Here is a 24,165-nt window from a genome sequence, read left to right on the forward strand (position 1 = left end):
GGACGCGTACGGCGACCTCAGTTGGGCGCGCCCGGCGGCACCCGGGGCAGCGGATCGAGCCGCACCGAGCCGGGGTCGGCGAGGAAGGCGCGGATCAACTCCCCTGCCTCACCGGCCTGTTCGTCGCCCTGGCAGCGCAGCTCTGTCGCCAGCCGCCGTGCGGCGCCGCGCAACGACATGCGTACCGGCATGTGCAGCGCGGTGTCGTCGAGCAGGGTCAGCAGGTGGTTCAGGAGGGTCCAGTCCGCCGCGTGCTGCCCGGCGGTCCCGCCGGGCAGCTCCCCGGGCACTGGGTCGCTCCGGCGCCAAGTCGTGGCGAGGAGCGCGTCGACGATTTCCACGACGCCGGGCACGGCGGGGTCGGCCGCGTGCTGCCAGGCCACCCGGTTGAGCCGGGCCGGGTCCAGCAACTGCTGGGTCACCAGGGCGGTCGCGGCCCGTACGGCTTCGAAGGGGTCGAAGATCCGTCCGGCACCCGTGTCGAGGTACTGGTCCGTCCGGCCGTAGCGGATCGCGGGCGGGGTGAGCGTGTCCAACACCGCGCGCGGCAGGGTGAGTTGTTCGGCACGCAGCAGTCCGGCGAGTCGGGTCAGTGCCGTGTGCTGAGTGGCCGCGTCGACGGCCTCCGTGCCCCGGCCGGCCTCGCCCGCGAGCCCGTACGCATAGCGCACCCCGCCCACCAGCCGGGCCACGGCCGCCAGCTCGTGCCGGTGCAGGAGGTGCAACAGCGCGGCGCGTTCCTCCAGTTCGCCGGTCTGCCGGTCGGGCGGCAGCACCCCGGCGGAGAATCCGTCCAGGGCGATACGGCGGACCCGCAGCATCGTCTCCAGCGCCCGGAGGGCGCCCGCTCCGCCGACCCAGGGCACGGCGTCGGCGTGCGCGGCGTGCGGGCCCTGGGCGTCCTCGTCGGAGACGTAGGTGAGACCGGCCTCGGCGGCTTCGCGGCGCAGTGCGGCGAGCGCGGTGTCCTCCTCGCCCTCGCCGAACCGTCCGTAGGCGTGCGCGACCAAGTAGTGGTCCCACGGCCCGAGTTCGGTGCCGTACGCGGCGGAGAGATCGAGATCGCCCTCCTCGGTGACGTGGATGCGGGCGTGCGGGTAGTCCATGACGGACGGCTCGGGGTGCGCGGTACCGGCGAAGTTGTGCATGAAGCCGAGTGCGTGGCCGATCTCGTGCGCGGCCAGCTGGCGCAGCCGGGCGAGCACCAACTCCTCGACGGCGGCCAGCCGTTCGGCCTCGTCCGGGCGGCCGTAGGGGGCGAGGAGGGCCTCGCCGAGCGCGCGGACCTGCTCGACGCGCTGGGAGCCGAGGCGTACCCGGGCGTGCAGGATCTCGCCGGTGCGCGGGTCGGTCAGCCCCTGCCCGAGGGACCAGCCGCGGCCGGTCCGGTGCACCCAGACCACGCCGTTGACGCCGGGCTCGTACGGGTCGAAGCCGGCGCCGCCGGTCTCGACCCGGTAGGCGTCCGGGAGTCCGATCCGGGCGAAGGCCCGCTGCCACCAGTTGCCGCCCTCGACGACCGCCGAGCGGAAGGGTTCGGGGACAGCCGGGTCCACCTGGAAGACGATCGGGTCGCCGCCGGGTTCCGCGCGGAAGCGGGGCTGGAACCTGACCTGGGTGCCCGCCCGGCCGACGAGGCCGTGGTCGGCGTAGCCGATGCCATAACCGCCCGAGGCGGGGTGATAGCGGCGGACGGGCAGCGGGGTCGCGGGCAGCCGCATCAGGTTGAGTTGCTGGACGACGGTGAGGGCGCGCGGGTCGGCGGCCACGGCCTGCACCGCCCGGCCCCGGCCCGGGCCCCGGAAGGTGAGGAGCGCGGGCAGCCGGACGGCGCGCGGCCCGGTGCGGCTGTCGGCGACGAGCGGGAGGCTCGCCGACTCGTCGATCGTGTAGTCGCCCTGCTCGTGCGCGTGCAGATGCTCGGCGACCCGGTCGTGGTCGGCGAGGACCAGGCCGGTCGCGTCGACGACCACCGTCCCGTTCTCCTCCCGCAGCACGGGCCCGCTCCACACCACGGACAGCGCGAACGACTCGCCCCCGGCCCGTACGGCGGCCTCGTCGCCGGAGGTGAGGAAGTGCTTGTTGCGTACGGCGAACAGGACCCGGTCGCCGATCCGGCGGAACTCCGCGAGCCGCGCCTTGCCCGCCCTGCCCCGGTCCAGCCACAGGTCGCTGGAGCCCAGGCCCTGGGAGAGGGAAACGGTGAGGAGGAAGGGCTCGTCGAAGTGGCGGATGCCCAACAGCAGCCGGTCCGACCGGAGTTCGGGATCAGGGAGCAGATCGATGAAGTCGGCTTCGCCGGACATGCGGGGGGCCTTTCGGTTGAGCGTCGTCGAGTTGATGTTGCCAGGCCCCCGCCTCTCGCCCCGCCATGGCTCATTGTTACGGTTCGCCGGTGTCTGAATCTTCACGCGATACCGCCGAAGGCGCCGGTTGGGGCACCGCGGAGCGCGGCGCGTACCAGCAGCTCATGCCGTCCCACGTCGAGAAGGTCTCGTGGCTCAGTCCGAAGACCCTGTGGGCCGCCCGCAACGGCGTGCTGGCGTCCTGGTTCGGGGATCCGACCGGCGACACCCGCAGCCGCTGGGTCGCGCAGCGCACGGCCGCCGGCGCCCCCGCCGACAAGGTGATCCGGCGCGGCGACGCGGACACCTTCTCCTTCATGGTCATCGGTGACACGGGTGAGGGCGACGATCCCCAATACGCCGTCGTGCCAGGGTTTCTGAAGGCCAGTCAGGGGACGGACTTCGCGGTCATGGCCAGCGACGTCATCTATCCCGTCGGCACCGCGGACGACTACGGCACGAAGTTCTTCCGTCCGTACCAGGACTATCCGGCACCCATCTACGCGATACCCGGCAACCACGACTGGTACGAGGGTCTCGGCGGCTTCATGCGCGTCTTCTGCGACGACGCGCCCGCCCTGCCCGCGCCGGAGCCGAAGCCGCGTCCGCTGACGCGGGCCTGGTGGCGCTCACTCCTGTGGCACCACCCCCGCCCGACCGACGGCGAACAACTGGACAAGGAACGGGAGTTGCGCTCCTCGCCGCTCCAACAGGCCGTCCAGCCGGGCCCGTACTGGGCGATCGACGCGGGACCGGTGCGGATCATCGGCATCGACACCGGCCTGTTGGGCACGATCGACGCCGAACAGGGCGCCTGGCTGCGCGAGGTGGCGAAGGGGCCGACGCCGAAGATCCTCGTCACCGGCTCGCCGCTGTATGTGGACGGCAAGTACGACCCCTGTGCCATCGAGGGCGGCGGCACGGTCGACGACATCGTCCGCGATCCGGACCACCACTTCGTGGCGGCGATCGGCGGCGACATCCACAACTACCAGCGCTATCCAGTCCAGTTGACGGACGGGCGCACGCTCCAGTACGTGGTCTCGGGCGGCGGCGGCGCGTTCATGCACGCGACCCACACCGTCCCGCGCGTCGACATCGGCAACGTCACCGAGCAGGACTTCCGCTGCTATCCGCTGCGCGGCGACTCCCTGGCCTTCTACAGCAGGCTCTACGGGCGCCGACTGCACCTGCGCCGCTTCTTCACCCTCACCGAGGCCGAGGCGTCGGCCGTGATCTGCGAGCGCCTCGGTATCCCGCCGACCCGCACCCCGGGCCCGCCCGTCCGGATCACCCGCCGCGTCCGCCTGGTCGCGAGCCTGCTGGGCGCCGGGGGCCGCCCCGACCGCCGCTCGCGCTTCCGCCTCCCGGTGCGCAAGATCTACACGCAACTCTTCTCGCCCAGCTCGGTGACGTACAGCCCGCCGTTCTTCAAGTGCTTCCTGCGGCTGGACGTCACCCCGGAAGCCATCCGCCTGCGCTGCTTCGCGGCCACCGGAAACCGCGCCCAGGAGGTCGACCCGCCGGTCGAGGACGAGATCACCATCCCGCTGCGCTGATCACACGCCCGCAACGTTCACCTGCCACAATCGGGACAGAACAGAACTGACGTACGACCGCCGGAGGAGCCCGTGCCGCCCACCTCACGCCCGTTGCGCAAGCTGGGCTTCCTGACCATCGGCCTCTTCGACGAGGCCGATCCGCGCCGGGGCCACGAGTCGACGCTGGAGATCATCGAACTCGGCGAACGGCTCGGCTTCGACAGCGCCTGGCTGCGCCACCGCCATCTCCAGTACGGCATCTCCTCCCCCGTCGCGATCATGGCGGCGGCCTCGCAGCGCACCAGCCGCATCGAACTCGGCACCGCGGTGATCCCGCTCGGCTGGGAGAACCCGCTGCGGCTGGCGGAGGACCTGGCGACCGTCGACATCCTCTCCGGGGGCCGGATCAACCCGGGCGTCAGCGTCGGCCCGCCGATGCACTACGACCAGGTCAGGGAAGCGCTGTACCCCGACACGGGCGACGCCGAGGACTTCAGTTACGAGCGGGTGCGGCGGCTCGTGGACTTCGTGCGTGGCAAGCCGGCCACCGACTTCAGCGGCGTCGAGGGCTTCGAGGTGTTCTCCGACCGGGTCCAGCCGCACTCCCCCGGTCTGGGCCGTCGCCTCTGGTACGGCGGCGGCAGCGCGAGTTCGGCGAAGTGGGCCGGCGAGCACGGTATGAACTTCCTGACGAGCAGCGTCGTCAAGGCCGAAGGGCCGGACGCGTCAAGGGACTTCGCGGAGATCCAGCTCTCCCACATCCGCACGTTCCGCGCCCACCACCCGGACGGGGAGTCCGCCCGCGTCTCCCAGGGGCTGGTCGTGATCCCCACCGACTCAGCGTCGCCCCAACAGCGGGCGAAGTACGAGGAGTTCGCCCGCAAACGCGCGCCCCGTACGACGTCACCACAGGGCCCGGCCCGGCTGATGTTCGCGCCGGACATCGTCGGCACCTCGGAGGAGATCGCCGAACTCCTGGACGCGCACGCCGCGTTCAGGGAGATCGACGAGGTGGCGTTCGCGCTGCCGTTCACCTTCGAGCACGAGGACTACGTGCAGATCCTCACGGACATGGCGACCAAGCTCGGACCGGCACTCGGCTGGCGGGCCGCCGACTGACCCCGATCTCACCAGCGACCGGGCTCGGTGCCCACGATCGGCTCCGAAGGCTTGCCGTCGACGCCCACCGGTATGTCGCCGGTGAGCATCACCCGGTGCATGGTCCGGGGGAAACCGAGGTGGACGTTGTCGCTGGGAGCGAGATGGATGGTGGCCCGGTTGTCCCAGAAGGCCACGCTGCCCGGCTCCCAGCGGAAGCGGACGGTGTACTCGGGCCTGGTCGCCTGCGCGAGCAGCAGCTCCAGGATCGCGGCGCTCTCCGCGCGGGAGACGTCGGTGATCTGCTCCAGGTAGTACCCGTTGACGAACAGCACCCGCTCCCCCGTCTCGGGATGCACCCGTACCAGCGGGTGCACCGAGGCGACCTGGTGGTCCAGGAGATGGCGCACGTACGCGTCGTCGCCGGGACGCGGCTGATAGCCGACCCCGAGCCGGTGCTCGGCCCGCAGTCCGTCCACGAACTCCCGTACCGGCTGCGACAGTCCGGCGTAGGCGGCGGCCAGGTTCGACCAGGTGGTGTCGCCGCCGTACGGCGGGACGGTCTCCGCGCGCAGGATCGTCGCGGTCGGCGGGTCGATACGGGCGCCGTGGTCGCAGTGCCAGCCGCGCAGCAGGGTGTGCCGGCGCCGCTCCAGCCACTCCTCGTGCTCCATGCCGAACCGGCCGCCCAACTCCAGCCGGTCGGCGGTCGTTTCGACCTCGGGGAAGCCGGCCGGTGAGGCGCTGCCGCGACGGCCGAGCACGACCGGTTCGCCGAACCTGCGCGCGAACGCCACATGCCCGGCATGATCGAGCCGTTGGTCCCGGAAGAACACGACCTTCCAGCGCAGCACCGCCGCCCGGATCGCGGCCACCACGGCGTCGTCGAGTTCACCGGCCAGATCGACACCGGTGATCTCGGCCCCGATGTGCCCGGCGGCCGGCTTCACCTCCATGCCGTCCACCCGCACGGCCTCGTCCGTCGTACCGCTGTCCGTCGTCATGCGCGCTCCGTCGTCGTACCTGCTCGGCCGGTCGTGCCCACCGGGTCGTACCCAGGTCGTACCGGGTTCAAGAAGATCGTGACAGCCATCACCGCGCGAGGCGACAGGGCTCCCGGGCGCCCATACTGGCTGTACCGCACAGTCAAGGGAAGGTCGGTCGTGATCAGCATCCCGACGCACACGCTCAACGACGGAACGAAGCTCCCCGCCATCGGCCTGGGCACCTGGCCGATGGACGACGCGACGGCCGAGGAGGCCGTCGACGGCGCGTTGCGCATGGGCTATCGCCTGGTGGACACGGCGACGAACTACCGCAACGAGACCGGCGTCGGCCGGGGCATCGCGCGCAGCGGTGTGCCGCGCGAGGAGATCGTCGTGACGACGAAGCTGCCGGGCCGCCACCACGGCTACGACGAGACCCTCGCGTCCTTCGAGGAGTCCCGGGCGCGGCTGGGCGTGGAGTACGTGGATCTGTATCTGATCCACTGGCCGCTGCCCCGCGTGGGCAAGTACGTCGATTCGTGGAAGGCGATGATCAAGCTCCGCGAGGAAGGTCTCGTCCGGTCGATCGGCGTCTCCAACTTCACGCCCGGGCACATCGAGCGGCTGGAGAAGGAGACCGGCGTGCTGCCCTCGGTCAACCAGATCGAGCTGCATCCGCTGTTCCCGCAGGACGAACTGCGTGCCTTCGGCGTCGAGAAGGGCGTTCTCACCGAGAGCTGGAGCCCTCTCGGACGCGGTTCCGCGCTGCTCGACGACCCGACCGTCGTAACGGTCGCGGAGGCATTCGGCGTCACGCCGGGGCAGGTGGTGCTGCGCTGGCACACCCAGCTCGGGGCGGTCCCGATCCCCAAGTCGGCCGACCCGCAACGGCAGCACGCCAACCTCGACATCTTCGGCTTCGAACTCGGCCCGGCCCAGCTCGCCGCCCTCTCCGACCACACCCCGCAGCGCCTGGGCGGGGACCCGGAAACGCACGAGGAATTCTGAGAGTCCCGGGGTGGAAGTTGCGTGTTTCCACCCCCAACTCGCCTTCCCTGCCTCTATGTTCACGGCTGAGGCTCAAGATCTCACCGGAAGGTTCCCGTATGCGCACCGCGTTCCGTACCGCCGTGACCGGAGCGGTGGCCACCGCCGCCCTGCTGGCCGGTGGCACCGCCCAGGCGACCCCCGCCGGGCCCGGCGTCACCGCCAAGCTGATCAGCCAGACCACGATCGGCGACACCGACTACACGGTGCGCGAGATCACCATTCCGCCCGGCCAGGCCACCGGCTGGCACTACCACGACGGCCCCCTGTACGGAATCGTCAAGCAGGGCACGCTCAGCCACTTCGACTCCAGCTGCGCCTCCGACGGCGTGTACCGGCAGGGCAGCACCATCCAGGAGCCCGCCGGGGCGGGCAACGTGCACATCGGCCGCAACCTGGGGAAGACCCCGCTCGTCCTGGACGTGCTGTACATCCTGCCGCACGGATCGCCGTTCTCGGAGGACGCGCCGAACCCCGGCTGCCCCTTCGAGTGAGCGGTCCCGTCAGTCGGGCGGCAGCGGCTGCTCCGCCCAGATCGTCTTGCCGCTGCCGGTCTGCCTGCTCCCCCACCGCTGGGTGAGCTGGGCGACGAGGAGAAGTCCGCGTCCGCCCTCGTCGTAGGCGTGGGCGCGGCGCAGATGCGGTGAGGTCGAACTGCCGTCGGAGACCTCGCAGATGAGGGCGCGGTCGCGGATCAGGCGGAGCTGGATGGGCGGTTGGCCGTAGCGGATGGCGTTGGTGACGAGTTCACTGACGACGAGTTCGGTGACGAAGGCCTCCTCCTCCAGTCCCCACGCGGCGAGTTGCTCGGTGGCGGCCTGCCGGGCCCCGGCCACGCGCGCGGGGTCCGGTTCGATGTCCCAGGTGGCGACCCGGTCGCCGCCCAGCGCGCGGGTGCGCGCCAGCAACAGGGCCACGTCGTCGCTCGGTTCCTCCGGCATCACGGCCTTCAGCACCGAGTCGCACAGCGCGTCCAGGGACTCGGCGGACGCGGTGAGCGCGCGGCACAGTTCGGCGGTGGCGTGGTCGACGTCGCGGTCCCGGTCCTCGATCAGACCGTCCGTGTACAGGGCGACGACGGCGCCCTCGGGCAGCTCCAACTCGACGGCCTCGAAAGGGAGTCCGCCGACTCCGAGGGGTGGTCCCGCGGTCATGGGGACGAGGCTCGAGGTCCCGTCGGGCAGGACGAGGGCCGGCGGCGGATGCCCGGCGGCGGCCAGGGTGAGGCGGCGCGAGACGGGGTCGTAGACGGCGTAGAGACAGGTCGCGCCGAGTTCCGCGACCTCGTCGCCGGTGTCGTCGGACGCAAGATGGGTGACCAGGTCGTCGAGGTGGGTGAGGAGTTCGTCGGGCGGCAGGTCCACGTCGGCGAGCGTGCGGACGGCCGTGCAGAGGCGGCCCATGGTCGCCGAGGACGCGATGCCGTGTCCGACGACGTCGCCGACGACGAGGGCGACCCGGCTGCCGGACAGCGGGATCACGTCGAACCAGTCGCCGCCGATGCCCGCGAGTGAACCGGAGGGCCGGTAGCGGTGCGCCACCTCGACCACGGCCTGTCCCGGCAGGCCGCGGGGCAACAGGGTGTGCTGCAAGGCCAGTGCGGTGCTGCGTTCGCGGGCGAAGCGGCGGGCGTTGTCGATGCAGACGGCGGCCCGGCTGGCCAACTCCTCGGCGAGTACGGCGTCGTCCTCCGCGTAGTCGTCCGGGTGCGCCATGCGGACGGCCACCGCGACGCCGAGGGTCGTGCCGCGCGCCCGCAACGGCACCGCGATCATCGAGTGGACGCCCTCGCGGTGCGAACGGCCTTCGGGAGAGCGGGCGTTGCGGTCCTCCACCCAGCGGACGAAGTCGGGTTCGCCCGCCTGGCCGCGCACCGCCCGGCCCTCGCGCAGGGCCCGCACGGGCGGCGAGGAAAGCGGGTAGACGTCCGCCTGCCCGAGGTGCACGGCGGCGTCCGGCGCGCCCTCCGTGACGGAACCGTGGGCGACGCGGCGCAGCACGATCTCCCCGTCCGGGGCCTGCGGCGGTTCGTCGGCGCCGAGCACCCACGGCAGCAGGTCGACGCTGGCGAAGTCGGCGTAGCGCGGGACCAGCAGCTCGACCAGTTCCTCGGCGGTGCGCACCACGTCGAGGGTGGTGCCGATGCAGGTCGCCGCCTCGTTCAGCAGGGCCAGCCGCTGTCGGGCGAGGTACTGCTCGGTGCTGTCGAACGCCGCGAGGGCGACCGCCGTCAGCTCCCCGGAGGGATCCCTGAGCGGCCACATCTCAATGCTCCAGGCGTGCTCCCGGTTCAGGGCGGGGGCGCCCGCCCAGCTGTCGTAGCGGACCGGTCTGCCCGTCTCGACCACCTGGCGCAGGTTGTGGAGGAAGCCCCTGCTGTGTTCGACGTCCTCGACGCTCTCCGGGAAGAACCGGCCGATCAGGGCATCCTCCGGTACTCCCATCACGCGGCAGGCGACGTCGTTGACGCGGAGATAGCGCTGCCCGGTGTCGAAGACGGACAGTGACATCGACGCCTGCTGGAAGGCCTGCTCGGCGAGGGTGGGGCCGGGGTCGGCGGGCGGTTCGGCGGGCGGTTCGGCGGTGAGGACGTATCCGTCCGGTGCCCCGTCCGCGCCCAGCACCGCGCAGGCCCGCACGGTGAGCAGGAGCAGGGAGCCGTCCCGGTGCCGTAGAACCACCGGGCCGGCCAGTGCGGCCACGGACGTGGCGGAAGGGGGTTCGGCGAGCAGTGCCCCCACCGACCGGCCCACGGCCTCCTCGGCCGGGTATCCCGTCAGCGTCCGGGCACCCTCGCTCCACCCCGTCACGATGCCCCGGGCATCGATGACCGCCGCGGCGGAGACCTGCTCCATATCGTCCAGGATGGTCCCTGTACCGCACCGCATCAACCGCGATACGGCATTTGCGGCCCCTGTGTCACTTCCGGTGGGCGCGAAGTGCGGCGAGGGCGCGGTCGGCGTGGGTGTTCATCCGGAGTTCGCTGGAGACGACCTCCAGGATCGTGCGGTCCTCGCCGATGACGAAGGTGGCCCGCTTGGTGGGTGCCAGCGAGAACCCGCGCTTCACCCCGAACCGCTCCCGAATCGTCCCGTCGACGTCCGAGAGGAGGGGCATGCCGAGGGTGTTCTTCCCGGCGAACTCCTTCTGCTTGTCGACCGTGTCGCCGCTGATACCGACGGGCCGGGCACCGACGGCCGCGAACTCGGCCGCCAGATCACGGAAGTGGCAGGCCTCGGCGGTGCAGCCGGCGGACAGGGCGGCCGGGTAGAAGAAGAGCACCACGGGCCCCTCGGCGAGCAGTTCCGTGAGGCCGCGTTCCGCGCCGGTCTCGTCCGGCAGTGTGAAGTCCTCGACCTTGTCGCCGACGTTCGGGCGTCCTGTCATGACTGTCCCTCCCCATTGTTCTTCGCGACACTACGGGCCCACAGCACGAGGGGTATCTGCAGGGGCAGTCGTCCCAGGGCCGCCGCCTTCTGCGGGGCCGGACGGTCCCGCCAGTCCAGCGCCATCTGCACATTGGCCGGGAACACGCCCACGAAGAACGCCGCCGCGGCCAGTGCGGCCGTCCGCCGGGTGCGCGGCACGGCGATCCCGGCGGCCAGCGCCAGTTCGACGGCACCGCTCGCGTACGTCCAGGTCCGCGGCGACCCCGGCAGGGCGCGCGGGATCGTCGCGTCGAACTGTTTCGGCGAGGCGAAGTGGGCGACCCCCGCGCTCGCCAGCAGTCCGGCGAGCAGCAGCGACGAGCGTTCGGACCGTGACACGGTTCCTCCTCCGATGGCCTGCCGCGCGATATTACTCGACGGTAGGCCGCCACCGACCGCCTGCCGCCAGACCTCTACTGCTTCGGTCTGACCTTTGATATGTTTCGCAGCCGGAACCGGAGAAGGGTCCGTGCATGGACTTCGAACTGACCGAGGACCAGGAAACGATCCGCAAGTCGGTCGCCGGACTGCTGCGCGACTTCGACGACCAGTACTGGATGGAGAAGGACCAGGCACACGAGTTCCCGACGGAGTTCTACGAGACCGTCGCGGGCGGCGGCTGGCTCGGGATCACGATCCCGCAGGAGTACGGCGGCCACGGCCTCGGCATCACCGAGGCCAGCCTCCTGTTGGAGGAGGTGGCGCGGTCGGGCGGCGGCATGAACGCGGCCAGCGCCATCCATCTGTCCATCTTCGGCATGCATCCCGTCGTGGTGCACGGCTCCGAGGAGTTGAAGCGCCGGACACTCCCGCGCATCGCCAACGGCGACCTGCACGTCTGTTTCGGCGTCACCGAACCGGGTGCCGGACTCGACACCGCGAGCATCACGACGTACGCGCGACGGGACGGCGACCACTACGTGGTCAACGGCCGCAAGGTGTGGATCTCCAAGGCGATGGAGTCGGAGAAGATCCTTCTCCTGACCCGCACCAGCAAGGCCGACGAGGTCACCAAGAAGACCGACGGGATGACCCTGTTCCTGACGGACATCGACCGCGACCGCATCGACATCCGCCCCATCCCGAAGATGGGCCGCAACGCCGTCACCTCGAACGAGCTCTTCATCGACGACCTGCGCATCCCGGTCGAGGACCGCGTCGGCGAGGAGGGCCAGGGCTTCCGCCACCTCCTCGACGGCCTCAACCCGGAACGCATGCTGATCGCCGCCGAGGCGCTCGGCATCGGCCGGGCGTCACTCGACAAGGCCGTCCAGTACGGCAAGGAGCGCATCGTCTTCGGCCGCCCGATCGGCATGAACCAGGCCATCCAGTTCCCCCTCGCGGACTCACTGGCCCGCCTCGACGCGGCCGAACTCGTGCTGCGCAAGGCGACCTGGCTGTACGACAACGGGAGGCCCTGCGGGCGGGAGGCGAACACCGCCAAGTACCTGTGCGCGGACGCCGGGTTCACGGCCGCCGACCGGGCCGTGCAGACGCACGGGGGCATGGGCTACTCCGAGGAGTACGCCGTGGCCCGCTACTTCCGCGAGGCCCGTCTGATGCGCATCGCACCGATCAGCCAGGAAATGATCCTGAACTACCTGGGATCGCACACGCTGGGACTCCCGAGGAGCTACTGAATGACCGACAGCACAGGGCTGTTCGACCTCACGGGCCGGTCGGCACTGGTCACCGGCGCCGGGGGCGGCATCGGTTCCGCGGTCGCCGAGGCGCTGGCCCGCGCGGGCGCCGCGGTGCTGGTGACCGACGTCGACGAGTCGGCCGCCGCGGCCGTCGCCGGGAAGATCAGCGCGGCGGGCCTGACGGCGGACAGCGCCGCCCTCGACGTACGGGACCGGTCCGCCGCCGATACGGCCGTGGCGCGCGCGGCGGCGCTCGCCGACGGGACGCTGCACATCCTGGTCAACAACGCCGGGGTCATCGCGCCGGCCATGTTCGACAAGCTGGAGGAGGAGGCGTTCCGGCGGGTCCTCGACATCCACGTCATGGGCACCTTCCACTGCGCGCAGGCCGCGCTGCCGTTCCTGCCGGACGACGGGAAGGGGCGGATCATCAACGTCACCTCGTCGGCGGGCCTGGTCGGCACGCTGGGGCAGGTCAACTACTCCGCCGCGAAGGCCGGAATCATCGGGCTGACGAAGTCCCTGGCCCGCGAACTGGCGCGACGGCGGGTGCTGGTCAACGCGCTCGCCCCGCTGGCGGCCACACCCATGACGGAGACCCTCCGCACCAATGAGAAGTTCGCGGCCCAGATGCTCGCCCGGATTCCGCTGGGCCGGTGGGCGGAGCCGGCGGAGATCGCGGGCAGTTTCGTGTTCCTCGCCTCGGACGCGGCCTCCTTCATCACCGGTCAGGTGCTGCCGGTGGACGGCGGCATGGTGATTTGAAACCTCCCCCGGCTAAAGGGGGATTCCTGGCTCACGTTGGCTGTGGACCGGCGGTCCGGCAGCTCTTACACGATCAGCACCGCCGGGTTGAGACCAGCCCGGACGAGCATCACGAGGGCGGAGTTCTTGTCCCTGGGGGACACGGTTTCGCACTCGGTGCAGATGTAGGTACGTTCCGACAGCGGTAGTGCGTGCTTGGTTCTCGCTCCGCACTGCGCGCAGTCCATGGTGGTGTGCGCGGGGTGTACGAGGTGCACGGTCCGGCCGTGCTTGCGGCTCATGTCCAGCAGGGCCGTCTTCGTCGTGCCGATCGCGGCGTCCGCCGCCTTGCGGGCCATAGTGGACTTCGCCAGAAACTTCGGGCGGAAATCCTCGACCGCGAGCTGGTCGAAGTCGCGGACGATGGTTTTGGCCCACTTGCGGGCGGTGTCCTGCCGTTGCCGGACAGCCTTCTTGTGGACCTTCGCGGCCTGAGCCTGTGCCTGCCGGTAGCCCTTGGACTGCGGCTTGCCTCTGGGGGCACGGCGGCGGGCCATCTGCTTCTGGTGACGGGCGAGGCGGGCGGTGGCGGTCTTGCCGTGCTCGGGATGCGGGAGGTCGTGGGCGTCGCTGGTAGTGGTCGCGGTTTCCTTCACTCCCCAGTCGATGCCGACCACCCGGCCGGTGGCAGGCAGGGTCTCGGTGGTGGTCGCCACGACGAACGAGGCGTACCAGTGGCCGAGGCTGTCGCGGTAGACCCTGACGGAGGACGGCGGCTTGGGCAATTCCCGTGACCACACCACGCTCAGCACGATCCCGCCCGCGAGATGGAGGCGGCCGTCCTTGAGCCGGAACCCGCGCTGGGTGTAGTTCAGCGTCGGGTCAGCCGCATGCTTCTTCTTGCATTTCGGCATCCCGGCCCGCTGGTGCTGTGGCAGCCGGGCCTTGATGTCCTTCAGGGCCTTGGCGCGGGACTTGGCGAAGTCGCGGATGACCTGCTGCTGCGGTACCGAACTGCCCTCGCGCAGCCACGCGTTCGCGGTGCGGGCCTCGGTCAGCATCTTGTCGAGGCGGGCCGGGCCGCACTTCTCCTCGTCGGCATACGCCTTCTTCGATCGGGCGCAGCACTCGTTCCAGATCCACCGGCAGCGCGCCCACTCAGCCTCCAGCGCGGTGCGGGCGGTCGACGACACGCGGAGCCGGTAAGTGTACCGGGCACGTCCGGCATCCTTGGCTTCCTCCAGGGTCGTCATGCCACCACTCTACAACTACGCTAGGGGCATGGATGAAGAAACAAAGATCACGCTCAGACTTCCCACGGAACTGCACCGGTGGCTCACCGCTCAGGCCAAGTCCGCCCGCAGGTCTCTCAACTCCGAGATCGTCTACCGGCTTGAGGGCGAGCGCGACGCCACCGTTGCGGACGCCGAATCGCCCCGACATCGATCCTGAAGGCCGGGGCATCCTCGGAGGTATCCGGTGGCACCCAGCACGGGTGCTGTGTTGAATGGTTCAGCCAAAGAGGCCGACGAGCGCGGCCTGCGACGAGAGGCCCGAACCTGTGCAGAGCGCCGAACACCCTTCCCGCAACGGCCGGGGGCGCGCCGCGGCCGGTGAGCCCCGGCCGCACTTCGACACGCTCACGGTTCCCAAGGCGTCGGACGTGCTGGCGGCGGAGGTGCGCGAGCGGATCCTCTCCGGGGAGTTCACGGAGGGCATGGCGCTGCCGCCGGAACGGCAACTGGTGGAACAGACGGGGCTGAGCCGGGCGACGGTGCGCGAGGCGCTGCGCGTCCTGGAGGTCGAACGGCTCCTGGAGATCCGGCCGGGGCGCGGGGGCGGTGCCTTCGTGCACCGGCCGGGGCGTGAATCGCTCGCCAATACGGTGCAGTTGGTGATCCGGGGGCAGCGGATCCGGCTGGAGGACCTGCACGAGACCCGGGAGGCGATCGAGCCGGCGTGCGCGGCGCTGGCGGCCAGGCGCCGGACGGACGCGGACCTCGCGGAGCTGGACGACGCGCACGCGGAGCTCGTCGCGGCGGGGGACGACATCCAGCGGTTCCTGCGCGCAAACATCCACTGGCACAACGCCGTGGCGAGGGCCGGTGAGAACGAGCTTCTCATCGGGTTCATGAGCGCTCTCTCGCAGTCGATCCACGCGGCCACCGACATCGAGCAGTTCATGGACGCGGACATCCGCAAGCTCACGGCCCGTGCGCACGCCCGGATCACCGAGGCCATCCGGGACGGTGACAGCGAGGCGGCGATGCGCCGCATGACACGCCATGTGTGCGGCTTCGCCCGGGCGGCGGCCGAGGTGGACAGCCGGGACGGCGTGGAGCTGGCCGATCCGGAGAACTGACCCTATCGAGGATGAGAATGTGATTCTCTTCTTTGTGCAACACCATTGACAGTATCGGTCTGACCTTTAATACCATCGCGGTATGAGCAAGGTGAGTTCCGTGCTGACCGTGGCCGCCGACGGAGACGTCCGCGTCGTCACCCTGAACCGCCCCGACCGGCTGAACGGCGTCTCCGAGGAACTGCACCGACGACTGTCGGAGGTGTGGCGCGAACTGGCGGACGACACGAAGGCCCGGGCCGTCGTCCTCACCGGCGCGGGACGGGCGTTCAGCGCCGGCGGCGACTTCGACCACCTCCTACGGCACCACACCGACCCGGAGCTGCGGGAGCGGTCCATCCGTATCGACCGCACCATCCAGACCGAGATGATCCGCTTCCCGCTGCCGGTGATCGCCGCCGTCAACGGCCCTGCGGTGGGCCTGGGTTGCAGCCTCGCCCTGGCCTGCGATCTCGTACTGATCGCCGAGGACGCCTACTTCGCGGACCCGCATGTGTCGGTCGGCCTGGTGGCGGGCGACGGCGGAGTCACCCTGTGGCCGCTGCTCACCAGCCTGCTGCGGGTGAAGGAGTACCTCTTCACCGGGGACCGCATCCCCGCCGCCAAGGCGGTCGAGTTCGGTCTCGCCAACCGCACGGTCCCGCCCGACGACCTCATGCGCGAGGCGCTCGCCCTGGCCCACCGGCTCGCGGCCCAGCCCGCAGAAGCCCTCCGCGCCACCAAGCTGGCCCTCGCCGCCGTCGTCGAGCAGGTCTCGCGCGGCGGCATGGAGGCGGCCCTGATGGCCGAGCGGGCCACGATGACCAACCCCGACCACATCCGCATCATCACCGACCTCGCGGCCCGCGCCGAGCGGCGCGCGAACCCCCCTGAGGAGCGCTGAGCGTGGAGCGCGAGGAGTTCGTCCTCGTCCGCGAGACGGTGCGTTCGCTCGCACCCCGGTACGGCGTGACCTCGGCGGACGAGGTGAAGCCGGCGACCCGAGCAGCAGCCCAACGGGCCCTGGACGACATGGGTTTGAGAGACCTACGGCGCACCTCTCCCCCGGCGGCGACCGCGCAGGAGTGCGCACTGCTCGCGGAGGAACACGGCCGTCACCCGCTCACCACGTCCCTGCTCGGTACGGTCCTGCTCGCTCCGGAGCTGCTCCGGCTGCTCGGCGACGACACCTCGCAGGGAATGCCCACCGTCGCGCTCACCCGCGAACTCCGCTTTCCCGGACCGGAGTTGGCGGATCTCGTCGCCTGGGACTGCGAGGGCGCCGACAGCGCACTCTGCGTCACCACCGACGGGACGGTCACCCGGGTCGAGTTGGGCCCGGCGGCACCGAGCACGGACCTGCTGCGCACCATCCGCTCTGTCCCGGCAGACACTCCCGTGGAGACCGTCGGCCGTCTCACGGCACCGGACCGACTCCGATGGCAGGCCTACGCACTCGTCGTCGTGACCGCCGAACTCGTCGGCGCGGCGGGCTCGTTCGTGGAGCAGGCGGTCCAGTACGCCCGCGTCCGCCGCCAGTACGGACGGACGATCGGCTCCTTCCAGGCCGTACAGCATCTCCTCGCCGACGCGACGGTCCTGGTGGAGGCGGGCACCAGTGTCACGCGCTACGCGGCCTGGTGTCTGGACAACGAGCCACCGGAGCGGGCCCTGACGGCCGCGCTCGTCGCCAAGGCGGAGGCCAACTCCTCGGCGCTGGAGGCGGTGTACGCCGGGATGCAGGTCTTCGGCGGTATCGCCCAGACCTGGGAGCACATCGCGCATCTGTATCTGCGCAAGGTGCGGCTGGGTGCGACGCTGCTGGCAACGACGGACGACCTGCTCCCCGCACTGGCCGCACCGGAGGTGCCGCGATGACCGACACCCCGCTGGACTTCGGCGACCCGGCCGACCTCGACCGACTGCGCCACGAGTTCCGTGCCTGGCTGGCCCAACACCCGCTTCCCGAACGGGAGTCGGGCGAACCGGTACCGGTCTTCCTGCACCGCTGGCACCGGCTGCTGCACTCGGGCGGCTGGGTCGGCCTCGATGTCCCCGAGCGCTACGGCGGCCGGGGACTGACCGCGCTGCACCAGGTCGCGATCAGTGACGAACTCGGCGCCTGCCGGGCCCCGGGCGTCCCCCGGATCGGCTATCTCGCCCACGCCCTCCTGGAGTTCGGCTCGGAGGAACAGCGACTGCGGTTCCTGCCACGGATGCTGGCAGGTGACGCGGTGTGGTGCCAGGGCTTCAGCGAACCGGGAGCCGGCTCCGACCTGGCGGGCATGAGCACCTTCGCCGAACGGCACGACGGCCACTACACGGTCCGCGGCCAGAAGCTGTGGACCAGTTACGCCCAGTACTCCGGCCTGTGCCTGTTGCTGGCCCGCACGGACCGCTCGGCACCGGCCCACAAGTCGATCTCGGCGTTCGTCCTGCCCCTGGACCGCCCCGGCGTGACGGTCCGTCCGCTGCGCGCGGCCAACGGCGACGACGAGTTCTGCGAGCTGTTCCTCGACGACGTCCGCGTCGAGGAGTCCGAGCGTGTCGGCGCCGAGGGCGTCGGCTGGGCGCTGGCGATGACGACGGTGTCGTACGAGCGCAACGCTCTCGACACCGGGCACATCTCGAAGTACGGGCTGCTGGTCGAGCGGCTGCGGCGTCATGCCGCCGAGCGGGGCGGCAGTCTGCCCGACGGGCTGCTGTCGCGGATCGGCCGGTGTGTCGTGGACTACGAGGTGCTGGTGGCGCACGCCCGCCGCCGCACCGCCGAGCGCCTCGCCGGGCAGGTCGCCGGACCGGAGTCCTCCGTGGACAAGCTGCTGATGACAAGGACCGAACAGCGGCTCTACGACACGGCACTTGAGGTGTTCCCGGCCGAACTGGCCGAGGAAGGCGGCGAGTTGTTCGGCGACTACCTCTACTCCCGTGCGGCCTCCGTCTACGGCGGCACCTCCCAGATCCAGCGGAACATCATCGCCAAGCGGATCCTGCATCTCCCCTCGAACGGCTAGCCCTGGAGCCAACTGATGTGCTACGACGACGAATTCCTGAGCATCCCCCACGTCATCAGGCTGGCGGCCGAACGCTTCGGGGGCGCCACGGCACTCATCGACGGGGACTGCCGGTGGACGTTCCGGGAGTTGGAGGAGCAGATGCTCCGCGCGGTCCGTGCCACCATCGCGCTCGGCATCAAGCCCGGGGACCGGGTCGGGCTGTGCGCCCCCAACTCGGCGGAGTGGATCTTCGCCGCGCTGGGCATCCACAGCGCCGGAGGCGTACTGGTGCCGCTCAACACGCGGTTCAAGGCGCAGGAGATCTCGTACATCCTGCGGAAGTCGGAGGCGGCCGCCGTGTTCGCCTCGCCCTTCCTCGGGAACGACTACGTCGGCGAACTGCGGAAGGCCGATCCGGGACTGCCTGCGCTGCAGAAGACGGTGTCCGTTCTCGGTCCGCAGGGGACGGCCGATCGGTCATGGAACGACTTTCTCGGCGCGGGAGAAGGCGTTTCCACCTCCGCCGCCCATGAGTCGATCGACCGGTTGACGCCGGACGACGTGTCCGACGTGATGTTCACGTCCGGCACGACGGGCCATCCGAAGGGCGTGATGCTCACGCACGGCCAGTCCCTGCGCGCCTATGGGTGGATGGCCGAGGAGTACACGTTCCGGGCCTCCGACACCTTCCTGGTGATCCCGCCGTTCTTCCACTGCTTCGGATACAAGGCGGGGTGGCTGGCCTCCTTCATGCACGGGGTGACCGTCATCCCCATGGCCGTCTTCGACGCGGGGCGGGCGTTGGACCTCATCGCCCGGGAGCGGGTGAGCATCCTCCTCGGCCCGCCGACGATCTTCCACGACCTGGTCAACCACCCGGCCCGCGCCACCCACAGCCTGAGCTCGCTGCGGGTCTCCATGACGGGCGGTACGACGATCCCGGAATCGCTGATCCGCGCCATGAAAACGGAGTTGTCGTTCGACATCGTGATGAGTGCCTACGGCCTCACCGAGTCCACGGCGCTGGTGACCACGACCCGGCTCGGAGACTCGGAAGAAACGGTCGCCCACACCACGGGAAGCGCCATTCCGGGTGTCCAGGTCCGGATCGTCGCCGACGACGGACTCGACGTCCCGATCGGACTCGACGGCGAGATCCTCGTGCGCGGCTACAACGTCACCCGCGGCTACTGGGACGACCCCGACGCCACCGCCTCGACGATCGACACCGAGGGCTGGCTGCACACCGGGGACATCGGACGGCTCGACGACGACGGCAACCTCGCCATCGTCGACCGCAAGAAGGAGATGTACATCGTCGGCGGCTTCAACGCCTATCCGGCGGAGATCGAGAAGCTGCTTCTCGGCTGCGCGAGCGTCCAGCAGGTCGCCGTGATCGGCGTTCCCGATGAACGCCTCGGCGAAGTCGGCTGCGCCTTCGTGGTCGCGCCTCCGGAACACACCCCGACCGAGACCGACGTCATCGCCTGGGCCCGGGAGCACATGGCCAACTTCAAGGTGCCCCGCCACGTCCGCTTCGTCGACCAACTCCCGCGCAACGCAAGCCAGAAGGTACTGAAGGACGAACTCCGTGCCACTTTCACGACCGCGGGCTGAGATGACGACAACGACCGGGCCGCTGGCCGGAATCACTGTGGTCGCGTTGGAGCAGGCGATCTCCGCTCCCATGTGCACCCGCACGCTCGGTGACTTCGGCGCCCGCGTGATCAAGGTGGAGAACCCCCAGGGCGGGGACTTCGCCCGCCACTACGACGACGTCGTCAAGGGACTCGGGGCGCACTTCGTCTGGGTCAACCGGGGCAAGGAGTCGGTGGCCCTGGACCTGAAGACGCCCGGCGGCATGGGAGTCCTGCACCGCCTGCTGGAGCGCGCCGACGTCCTCGTCTCCAATCTGACGCCCGGCACCACGGCCAAACTCGGCCTCTCCCCAAACGACTTGACGACCCGTCACCCGGAACTGATCGCCGTCGAGATCGACGGCTACGGCCCCGGCGGCCCCCTCTCCCACAAGCGGGCCTACGACCTGCTCGTGCAGGCCGAGTCGGGCGCCTGCGCGGTGACCGGGCACCCGGGAGCACCGGCCAAACCCGGCCCGCCGATGGCCGACGTGTGCAGCGGCCTGTACGCCGCGCTGTCGGTCCTCGCGCTGCTGTTCGGCAGGGAGCGCGGGGTGGGACCGGCGGCCTCGTCCGTCGCGGTGAGCCTGTTCGACACGATGACGGAACTGATGGGCTATCCGCTCACCTACACCCGCCACTCCGGTGTCGAGCAGCAGCCGCTCGGTCTGAGTTCGCCCGCCGTGGCACCGTACGGTGCCCATCGCACCGCCGACGGCCACACCGTGATCCTCGGGACGACGAACGACCGTGAATGGCAGCGCCTGGCAAGGGAGTTGCTCGACCGGCCCGATCTCGCGGACGACGCCCGCTTCCGCAGCAACGCGGGACGGGTGGAACACCGCGCCCTGCTGGAGCCGGAGATCAGCGCCTGGTGCGCACGGCACGACCTCGCCTACGTACAGGATCGCGCGGACGCGGCCGGCATCGGCAACTCCCGCTACAACACGACCAGCGACGTCATCGCCCATCCGCATCTGCGGGCGCGGAACCGGTGGCGGGAGATCGACACGCCGTCCGGTCCGGTGCCGGCGCTGCTGCCGCCCCCGGTCATCGCCGGGTACGACCCGCCGATGGGCGCGATTCCCGCTCTCGGCCAGCACACCGACGCCATACTCGCCGAACTCGGCCTCGCGGTCGAGGAGATCGCCGTTCTCCGGGCACAGGGAGCGGTGCGATGAGCGGGCCGCCGGTACTTCTGACGAGCGACGCCGACGGTGTTCGGACGCTGACGCTGAACCGGCCGGAGCGCAAGAACGCGATCGACGCCGATCTGTGGGAGGCCCTGCGAACGGCGCTGGCCGCGGCGGGCGGCGATCGTGCGGTGCGTGCGCTGGTGCTGACCGGTTCCGGTGGCGCGTTCTGCTCCGGGGCCGACATCCGCAAGGGTGTCAGCGGCGAGCATCCGCTGTACCGGATGCGGACCTTGAGCGAGGTCACACTGCTGCTGCACGAGCTGCCGATCCCCACGATCGCCAAGGTGCACGGCGTGGCGGTCGGCGCGGGCTGGAACCTCGCCCTGGGTTGCGACTTCGTCGTCGCGACTCCGGAAACCACGTTCTCGCAGATCTTCGCCCGCCGTGCCCTGTCCCTGGACTGCGGCGGCTCCTGGCTGCTGCCGAAGCTGCTGGGTTTGCAGCAGGCGAAACGGCTGGCGCTGCTGGCGGAGACGATCGACGCCGAGGAGGCCCACGCACTGAACCTGGTGACCTGGGTCGTGGACGCCGACGAGATCGACGCCTTCGTGGACGACCTGGCCGCCCGGCTGGTCGCCGGAGCCCCGGTCGCCCTCGCGCAGAACAAGGCGCTCCTCAACGAGAACGCCGATCGCACTCTGCGCGAGGCCCTTGCCGGTGAGGCGCGGGCCCAGGCCATGAACTTCGCCACGGGCGACGTCCCGGAGGCGTATGCCGCGTTCACGGAGCGGCGCGCACCGCGCTACACCGGCCGCTGGGCGGTTCCGCGAACCGCGGCGCCGAAAGGGAGCAACGGAGGAGGGGACACGTGATGCGTGAGGCAGTCGTGGTGGAGGCGGTCCGCACCGCCGTCGGCAAACGGAACGGCGGTCTCGCCGGCGTGCACGCGGCCGACCTCTCCGCCGTCGTCCTCCGGGCCCTCGTCGACCGTACGGGGCTGGATCCCGAGGTGGTGGACGACGTGGTGTGGGGCTGCGTGGGCCAGCTGGGCGACCAGTCGAGCAACATCGGCCGCTACGCGGTGCTGGCCGCCGGCTGGCCCGAGACCATCCCGGGGACCACGGTGAACCGGGCCTGCGGATCGAGCCAGCAGGCCCTGGACTTCGCCGCCCAGGCGGTCATGTCCGGTCAGCAGGACGTCGTGGTGGCGGGCGGCGTCGAGGTGATGAGCCGAGTACCCCTCGGGGCCTCGCGGGCCGGCGGAATGCCGTACGGCCCCCAAGTCCTCGCCCGTTACGAGGACTTCTTCTCCTTCAACCAGGGTGTCTCGGCCGAGCTGATCGCGCGGAAGTGGGGCCTTGGCCGGGGAGTCCTCGACGACTTCGCCGCGCTGTCGCACGAGCGGGCGGCGGCCGCGCAGGACGGCGGGGCGTTCGCCGCGCAGATCGTGCCGGTGACCGACGACGCGGGCGGCACGGTGACCGTGGACGAAGGCATACGGCGAGGGACCAGCAGCGCCACTCTCGCGAAGTTGAAACCGTCCTTCCAGGAGGACGGGGTGATCCACGCGGGCAACTCCTCCCAGATCTCCGACGGTGCGGCGGCCCTGCTGGTGACCACCCCGGAGAGGGCCCGTGAGCTGGGGCTGACGCCGATCGCGCGCTACCGGGCGGGCGTGGTCACCGGTTCCGATCCGGTCCTGATGCTGACCGGGCCGATCCCGGCGACCGAGAAGGTGCTCCGCAGGGCCGGAGTGGCACTTTCCGAAGTGGGCGTCTTCGAGGTAAATGAGGCCTTCTCGCCGATCCCGCTCGCCTGGCTGGCCGAGACCGGAGCGGACCCGGCCCTCCTCAATCCGCTCGGGGGCGCCATCGCGCTCGGACATCCGCTCGGCGCGTCGGGCGCCGTCCTGATGACCCGCATGCTCCACCACATGCGGGACCACGGGATCCGCTACGGCCTGCAGACCATGTGCGAGGGCGGCGGCACCGCCAACGCCACCGTCGTCGAACTCGTTTCCTGACAGGGGTTGTTGTGCGCCGAGACGTCTTCACCGACGACCACGAGGCATTCCGCCGGCTCGCCCGGGACTTCATCGCCAAGGAGGTCGTCCCGCACTACACCGAGTGGGAGGAGACCCGCCGACTCCCCCGCACACTCTTCGAACAGCTGGGCTCGCTGGGCCTGTTGGGCATGACCATCCCCGAGGAGTATGGCGGAGCGGGCCTCGACGACTACCGCTACAACGTCGTCCTCCAGGAGGAAGCCGCCCGCGCCCTGGTCACGTTGGGCACCGTCCGCACCCAACTCGACGTCGTCCTGCCGTACTTCCTCACCTACGCCGACCGGGATCAGCGCCAACGCTGGTTCCCCGGCCTGGCCTCCGGGACGCTGCTGACGGCCATCGCGATGACCGAGCCGGGCACGGGCTCGGATCTCGCCGGGATCCGCACGACCGCCGTGCGTGACGGGGACTCGTACATTCTCAACGGCGCGAAGACCTTCATCACCGGCGGGCTCCTCGCCGACCTGGTGATCGTCGTGGCCCGTACGTCGACCGACCCGGACAACCGCCGCGCCGGGCTCACCCTGCTGGTCGTCGAGGACGGCCTGCCCGGATTCACGCGGGGCCGGGTGCTGCACAAGCTGGGCATCAAGGTGCAGGACACGGTGGAGCTGGCCTTCGACGACGTGCACGTCCCGGTCGCCAACCGGCTCGGCGAGGAGGGTGCCGCGTTCGGCTATCTCGGCCACAACCTGCCGCAGGAGCGGATGACGGTGGCGGTGGGTTCGGTCGCGCAGGCGCGGGCGGCCCTGGACACGACGATCGCCTACGTCAAGGAACGCAAGGCGTTCGGGAAACCGGTCGCCTCCTTCCAGAGCACCAAGTTCGAACTCGCCGCGGTGGCCGCCGAGATCGAGGCCGCGCAGGCCATGCTGGACCGGGCGGTCCTCGAACTCGTCGACGGCGAACTGAGCGGACCCGACGCCGCCAAGGTCAAGCTGTTCTGCACCGAGATGCAGGCCCGCGCGGTCGACCGCTGTCTGCAACTGTTCGGCGGCTACGGCTACATGCTGGAATACCCCATCGCCCGGCTCTACGCGGACGCGCGCATCACCCGCATCTACGCCGGAACCAGCGAGGTCATGAAGGTCATCATCGCCAAGTCCCTCGGATTGTGAGGCGGTTACGGTGCCGGACTTCTCCAGCAGACCAGGTGTC

The 24,165-nt window shown here is 70.5% G+C and carries 22 protein-coding genes; 16 read left to right on the plus strand and 6 right to left on the minus strand.

Features of this window, described 5'->3' with window-relative positions:
• Nucleotides 1–17 precede the first annotated feature (17 nt).
• Nucleotides 18–2,306, minus strand: a complete 2,289-nt coding sequence (locus OH768_RS02815; protein ID WP_406449643.1) for a zinc-dependent metalloprotease — start codon at nucleotides 2,304–2,306, stop codon at nucleotides 18–20.
• An 89-nt stretch (nucleotides 2,307–2,395) separates the two neighbouring features.
• Here OH768_RS02815 and OH768_RS02820 point away from each other — a divergent pair, with 89 nt between their 5' ends.
• Both OH768_RS02820 and OH768_RS02825 read left to right on the plus strand, forming a co-directional pair.
• Entirely contained in the window at nucleotides 2,396–3,904 is a 1,509-nt protein-coding gene (locus tag OH768_RS02820) for a metallophosphoesterase family protein (protein ID WP_406449645.1), read from the plus strand.
• A gap of 72 nt (nucleotides 3,905–3,976) precedes the next feature.
• Nucleotides 3,977–5,005, plus strand: a complete 1,029-nt coding sequence (locus tag OH768_RS02825; RefSeq protein WP_406449647.1) for an LLM class flavin-dependent oxidoreductase — start codon at nucleotides 3,977–3,979, stop codon at nucleotides 5,003–5,005.
• A gap of 8 nt (nucleotides 5,006–5,013) precedes the next feature.
• Here OH768_RS02825 and OH768_RS02830 read toward each other — a convergent pair whose 3' ends face one another.
• Nucleotides 5,014–5,988, minus strand: coding sequence for a TauD/TfdA dioxygenase family protein (locus OH768_RS02830; protein WP_406449649.1), 975 nt, complete (start codon nucleotides 5,986–5,988; stop codon nucleotides 5,014–5,016).
• Nucleotides 5,989–6,147: 159 nt separating this feature from the next.
• Here OH768_RS02830 and OH768_RS02835 point away from each other — a divergent pair, with 159 nt between their 5' ends.
• Complete coding sequence (locus OH768_RS02835) at nucleotides 6,148–6,978, plus strand: aldo/keto reductase (protein ID WP_406449651.1); 831 nt, start codon at nucleotides 6,148–6,150, stop codon at nucleotides 6,976–6,978.
• A 98-nt stretch (nucleotides 6,979–7,076) separates the two neighbouring features.
• Nucleotides 7,077–7,511: a cupin domain-containing protein gene (locus OH768_RS02840; RefSeq protein ID WP_406449653.1), complete on the plus strand. Its 435-nt coding sequence runs from the start codon at nucleotides 7,077–7,079 to the stop codon at nucleotides 7,509–7,511.
• Nucleotides 7,512–7,520: 9 nt separating this feature from the next.
• On the opposite strand, the gene OH768_RS02845 is transcribed toward OH768_RS02840, so the two are convergent.
• From OH768_RS02845 to OH768_RS02855, 3 genes are all read right to left on the minus strand, one after another.
• Entirely contained in the window at nucleotides 7,521–9,872 is a 2,352-nt protein-coding gene (locus OH768_RS02845) for a SpoIIE family protein phosphatase (protein WP_406449655.1), read from the minus strand.
• Between the two features lie 64 nt (nucleotides 9,873–9,936).
• The gene (locus OH768_RS02850) at nucleotides 9,937–10,404 is read right to left on the minus strand and encodes a peroxiredoxin (RefSeq protein WP_406449657.1); all 468 of its coding nucleotides are present in this window, start codon (nucleotides 10,402–10,404) and stop codon (nucleotides 9,937–9,939) included.
• Nucleotides 10,401–10,784 (minus strand): DoxX family protein, encoded by a 384-nt coding sequence (locus OH768_RS02855; protein ID WP_406449659.1) that lies wholly within the window; start codon nucleotides 10,782–10,784, stop codon nucleotides 10,401–10,403. Before OH768_RS02855 ends, OH768_RS02850 begins: the two co-directional genes overlap by 4 nt.
• Nucleotides 10,785–10,918: 134 nt before the next feature.
• Here OH768_RS02855 and OH768_RS02860 point away from each other — a divergent pair, with 134 nt between their 5' ends.
• Together OH768_RS02860 and OH768_RS02865 are read left to right on the plus strand one after the other, a co-directional pair.
• Complete coding sequence (locus OH768_RS02860; protein WP_406449661.1) at nucleotides 10,919–12,085, plus strand: acyl-CoA dehydrogenase family protein; 1,167 nt, start codon at nucleotides 10,919–10,921, stop codon at nucleotides 12,083–12,085.
• The gene (locus tag OH768_RS02865; protein ID WP_406449663.1) at nucleotides 12,086–12,853 is read left to right on the plus strand and encodes an SDR family NAD(P)-dependent oxidoreductase; all 768 of its coding nucleotides are present in this window, start codon (nucleotides 12,086–12,088) and stop codon (nucleotides 12,851–12,853) included. It abuts the gene before it with no gap.
• Between the two features lie 65 nt (nucleotides 12,854–12,918).
• On the opposite strand, the gene OH768_RS02870 is transcribed toward OH768_RS02865, so the two are convergent.
• The gene (locus OH768_RS02870) at nucleotides 12,919–14,085 is read right to left on the minus strand and encodes an RNA-guided endonuclease InsQ/TnpB family protein (RefSeq protein WP_406449665.1); all 1,167 of its coding nucleotides are present in this window, start codon (nucleotides 14,083–14,085) and stop codon (nucleotides 12,919–12,921) included.
• A 28-nt stretch (nucleotides 14,086–14,113) separates the two neighbouring features.
• Between OH768_RS02870 and OH768_RS02875 the strand changes: the two genes are divergently transcribed.
• The 10 genes from OH768_RS02875 to OH768_RS02920 all read left to right on the plus strand — a co-directional run bounded on the left by OH768_RS02875 (nucleotide 14,114) and on the right by OH768_RS02920 (nucleotide 24,125).
• Nucleotides 14,114–14,284, plus strand: coding sequence for an Arc family DNA-binding protein (locus OH768_RS02875; protein ID WP_406449667.1), 171 nt, complete (start codon nucleotides 14,114–14,116; stop codon nucleotides 14,282–14,284).
• 55 nt (nucleotides 14,285–14,339) lie between these two features.
• Nucleotides 14,340–15,194 (plus strand): FadR/GntR family transcriptional regulator, encoded by an 855-nt coding sequence (locus OH768_RS02880; RefSeq protein ID WP_406449669.1) that lies wholly within the window; start codon nucleotides 14,340–14,342, stop codon nucleotides 15,192–15,194.
• 82 nt (nucleotides 15,195–15,276) lie between these two features.
• Complete coding sequence (locus tag OH768_RS02885) at nucleotides 15,277–16,077, plus strand: enoyl-CoA hydratase/isomerase family protein (protein ID WP_406449671.1); 801 nt, start codon at nucleotides 15,277–15,279, stop codon at nucleotides 16,075–16,077.
• Between the two features lie 2 nt (nucleotides 16,078–16,079).
• Nucleotides 16,080–17,051 carry an acyl-CoA dehydrogenase family protein gene (locus OH768_RS02890; RefSeq protein WP_406449673.1) on the plus strand — a complete coding sequence of 324 codons (972 nt, stop codon included), beginning with the start codon at nucleotides 16,080–16,082 and terminating at the stop codon, nucleotides 17,049–17,051.
• Nucleotides 17,048–18,187, plus strand: a complete 1,140-nt coding sequence (locus tag OH768_RS02895; RefSeq protein ID WP_406449675.1) for an acyl-CoA dehydrogenase family protein — start codon at nucleotides 17,048–17,050, stop codon at nucleotides 18,185–18,187. The genes OH768_RS02890 and OH768_RS02895 overlap by 4 nt, the downstream gene beginning before the upstream one ends.
• 15 nt (nucleotides 18,188–18,202) lie before the next feature.
• Nucleotides 18,203–19,786 (plus strand): FadD3 family acyl-CoA ligase, encoded by a 1,584-nt coding sequence (locus OH768_RS02900; RefSeq protein WP_406449677.1) that lies wholly within the window; start codon nucleotides 18,203–18,205, stop codon nucleotides 19,784–19,786.
• Between the two features lies 1 nt (nucleotide 19,787).
• Nucleotides 19,788–20,987 carry a CaiB/BaiF CoA transferase family protein gene (locus tag OH768_RS02905; RefSeq protein ID WP_406449679.1) on the plus strand — a complete coding sequence of 400 codons (1,200 nt, stop codon included), beginning with the start codon at nucleotides 19,788–19,790 and terminating at the stop codon, nucleotides 20,985–20,987.
• Complete coding sequence (locus tag OH768_RS02910; protein ID WP_406449681.1) at nucleotides 20,984–21,814, plus strand: enoyl-CoA hydratase/isomerase family protein; 831 nt, start codon at nucleotides 20,984–20,986, stop codon at nucleotides 21,812–21,814. Before OH768_RS02905 ends, OH768_RS02910 begins: the two co-directional genes overlap by 4 nt.
• Nucleotides 21,814–22,965 carry a thiolase family protein gene (locus OH768_RS02915; protein ID WP_406449683.1) on the plus strand — a complete coding sequence of 384 codons (1,152 nt, stop codon included), beginning with the start codon at nucleotides 21,814–21,816 and terminating at the stop codon, nucleotides 22,963–22,965. The genes OH768_RS02910 and OH768_RS02915 overlap by 1 nt, the downstream gene beginning before the upstream one ends.
• A gap of 11 nt (nucleotides 22,966–22,976) precedes the next feature.
• Nucleotides 22,977–24,125, plus strand: a complete 1,149-nt coding sequence (locus OH768_RS02920; protein WP_406449685.1) for an acyl-CoA dehydrogenase family protein — start codon at nucleotides 22,977–22,979, stop codon at nucleotides 24,123–24,125.
• The last annotated feature ends 40 nt before the right edge of the window (nucleotides 24,126–24,165 follow it).

Origin of the sequence: Streptomyces sp. NBC_01622, assembly GCF_045209635.1 — a bacterium.
In the GTDB taxonomy this organism is placed as follows: domain Bacteria; phylum Actinomycetota; class Actinomycetes; order Streptomycetales; family Streptomycetaceae; genus Streptomyces.

Coding starts and splice junctions, on each gene's coding strand:
- OH768_RS02870 (WP_406449665.1), bottom strand. CDS start 14,085: ATGACGACCCTGGAGGAAGCCAAGGATGCCGGACGTGCCCGGTACACT.
- OH768_RS02830 (WP_406449649.1), bottom strand. CDS start 5,988: ATGACGACGGACAGCGGTACGACGGACGAGGCCGTGCGGGTGGACGGC.
- OH768_RS02815 (WP_406449643.1), bottom strand. CDS start 2,306: ATGTCCGGCGAAGCCGACTTCATCGATCTGCTCCCTGATCCCGAACTC.
- OH768_RS02910 (WP_406449681.1), top strand. CDS start 20,984: ATGAGCGGGCCGCCGGTACTTCTGACGAGCGACGCCGACGGTGTTCGG.
- OH768_RS02850 (WP_406449657.1), bottom strand. CDS start 10,404: ATGACAGGACGCCCGAACGTCGGCGACAAGGTCGAGGACTTCACACTG.
- OH768_RS02885 (WP_406449671.1), top strand. CDS start 15,277: ATGAGCAAGGTGAGTTCCGTGCTGACCGTGGCCGCCGACGGAGACGTC.
- OH768_RS02860 (WP_406449661.1), top strand. CDS start 10,919: ATGGACTTCGAACTGACCGAGGACCAGGAAACGATCCGCAAGTCGGTC.
- OH768_RS02865 (WP_406449663.1), top strand. CDS start 12,086: ATGACCGACAGCACAGGGCTGTTCGACCTCACGGGCCGGTCGGCACTG.
- OH768_RS02905 (WP_406449679.1), top strand. CDS start 19,788: ATGACGACAACGACCGGGCCGCTGGCCGGAATCACTGTGGTCGCGTTG.
- OH768_RS02900 (WP_406449677.1), top strand. CDS start 18,203: ATGTGCTACGACGACGAATTCCTGAGCATCCCCCACGTCATCAGGCTG.
- OH768_RS02875 (WP_406449667.1), top strand. CDS start 14,114: ATGGATGAAGAAACAAAGATCACGCTCAGACTTCCCACGGAACTGCAC.
- OH768_RS02840 (WP_406449653.1), top strand. CDS start 7,077: ATGCGCACCGCGTTCCGTACCGCCGTGACCGGAGCGGTGGCCACCGCC.
- OH768_RS02895 (WP_406449675.1), top strand. CDS start 17,048: ATGACCGACACCCCGCTGGACTTCGGCGACCCGGCCGACCTCGACCGA.
- OH768_RS02845 (WP_406449655.1), bottom strand. CDS start 9,872: ATGGAGCAGGTCTCCGCCGCGGCGGTCATCGATGCCCGGGGCATCGTG.
- OH768_RS02880 (WP_406449669.1), top strand. CDS start 14,340: ATGGTTCAGCCAAAGAGGCCGACGAGCGCGGCCTGCGACGAGAGGCCC.
- OH768_RS02915 (WP_406449683.1), top strand. CDS start 21,814: ATGCGTGAGGCAGTCGTGGTGGAGGCGGTCCGCACCGCCGTCGGCAAA.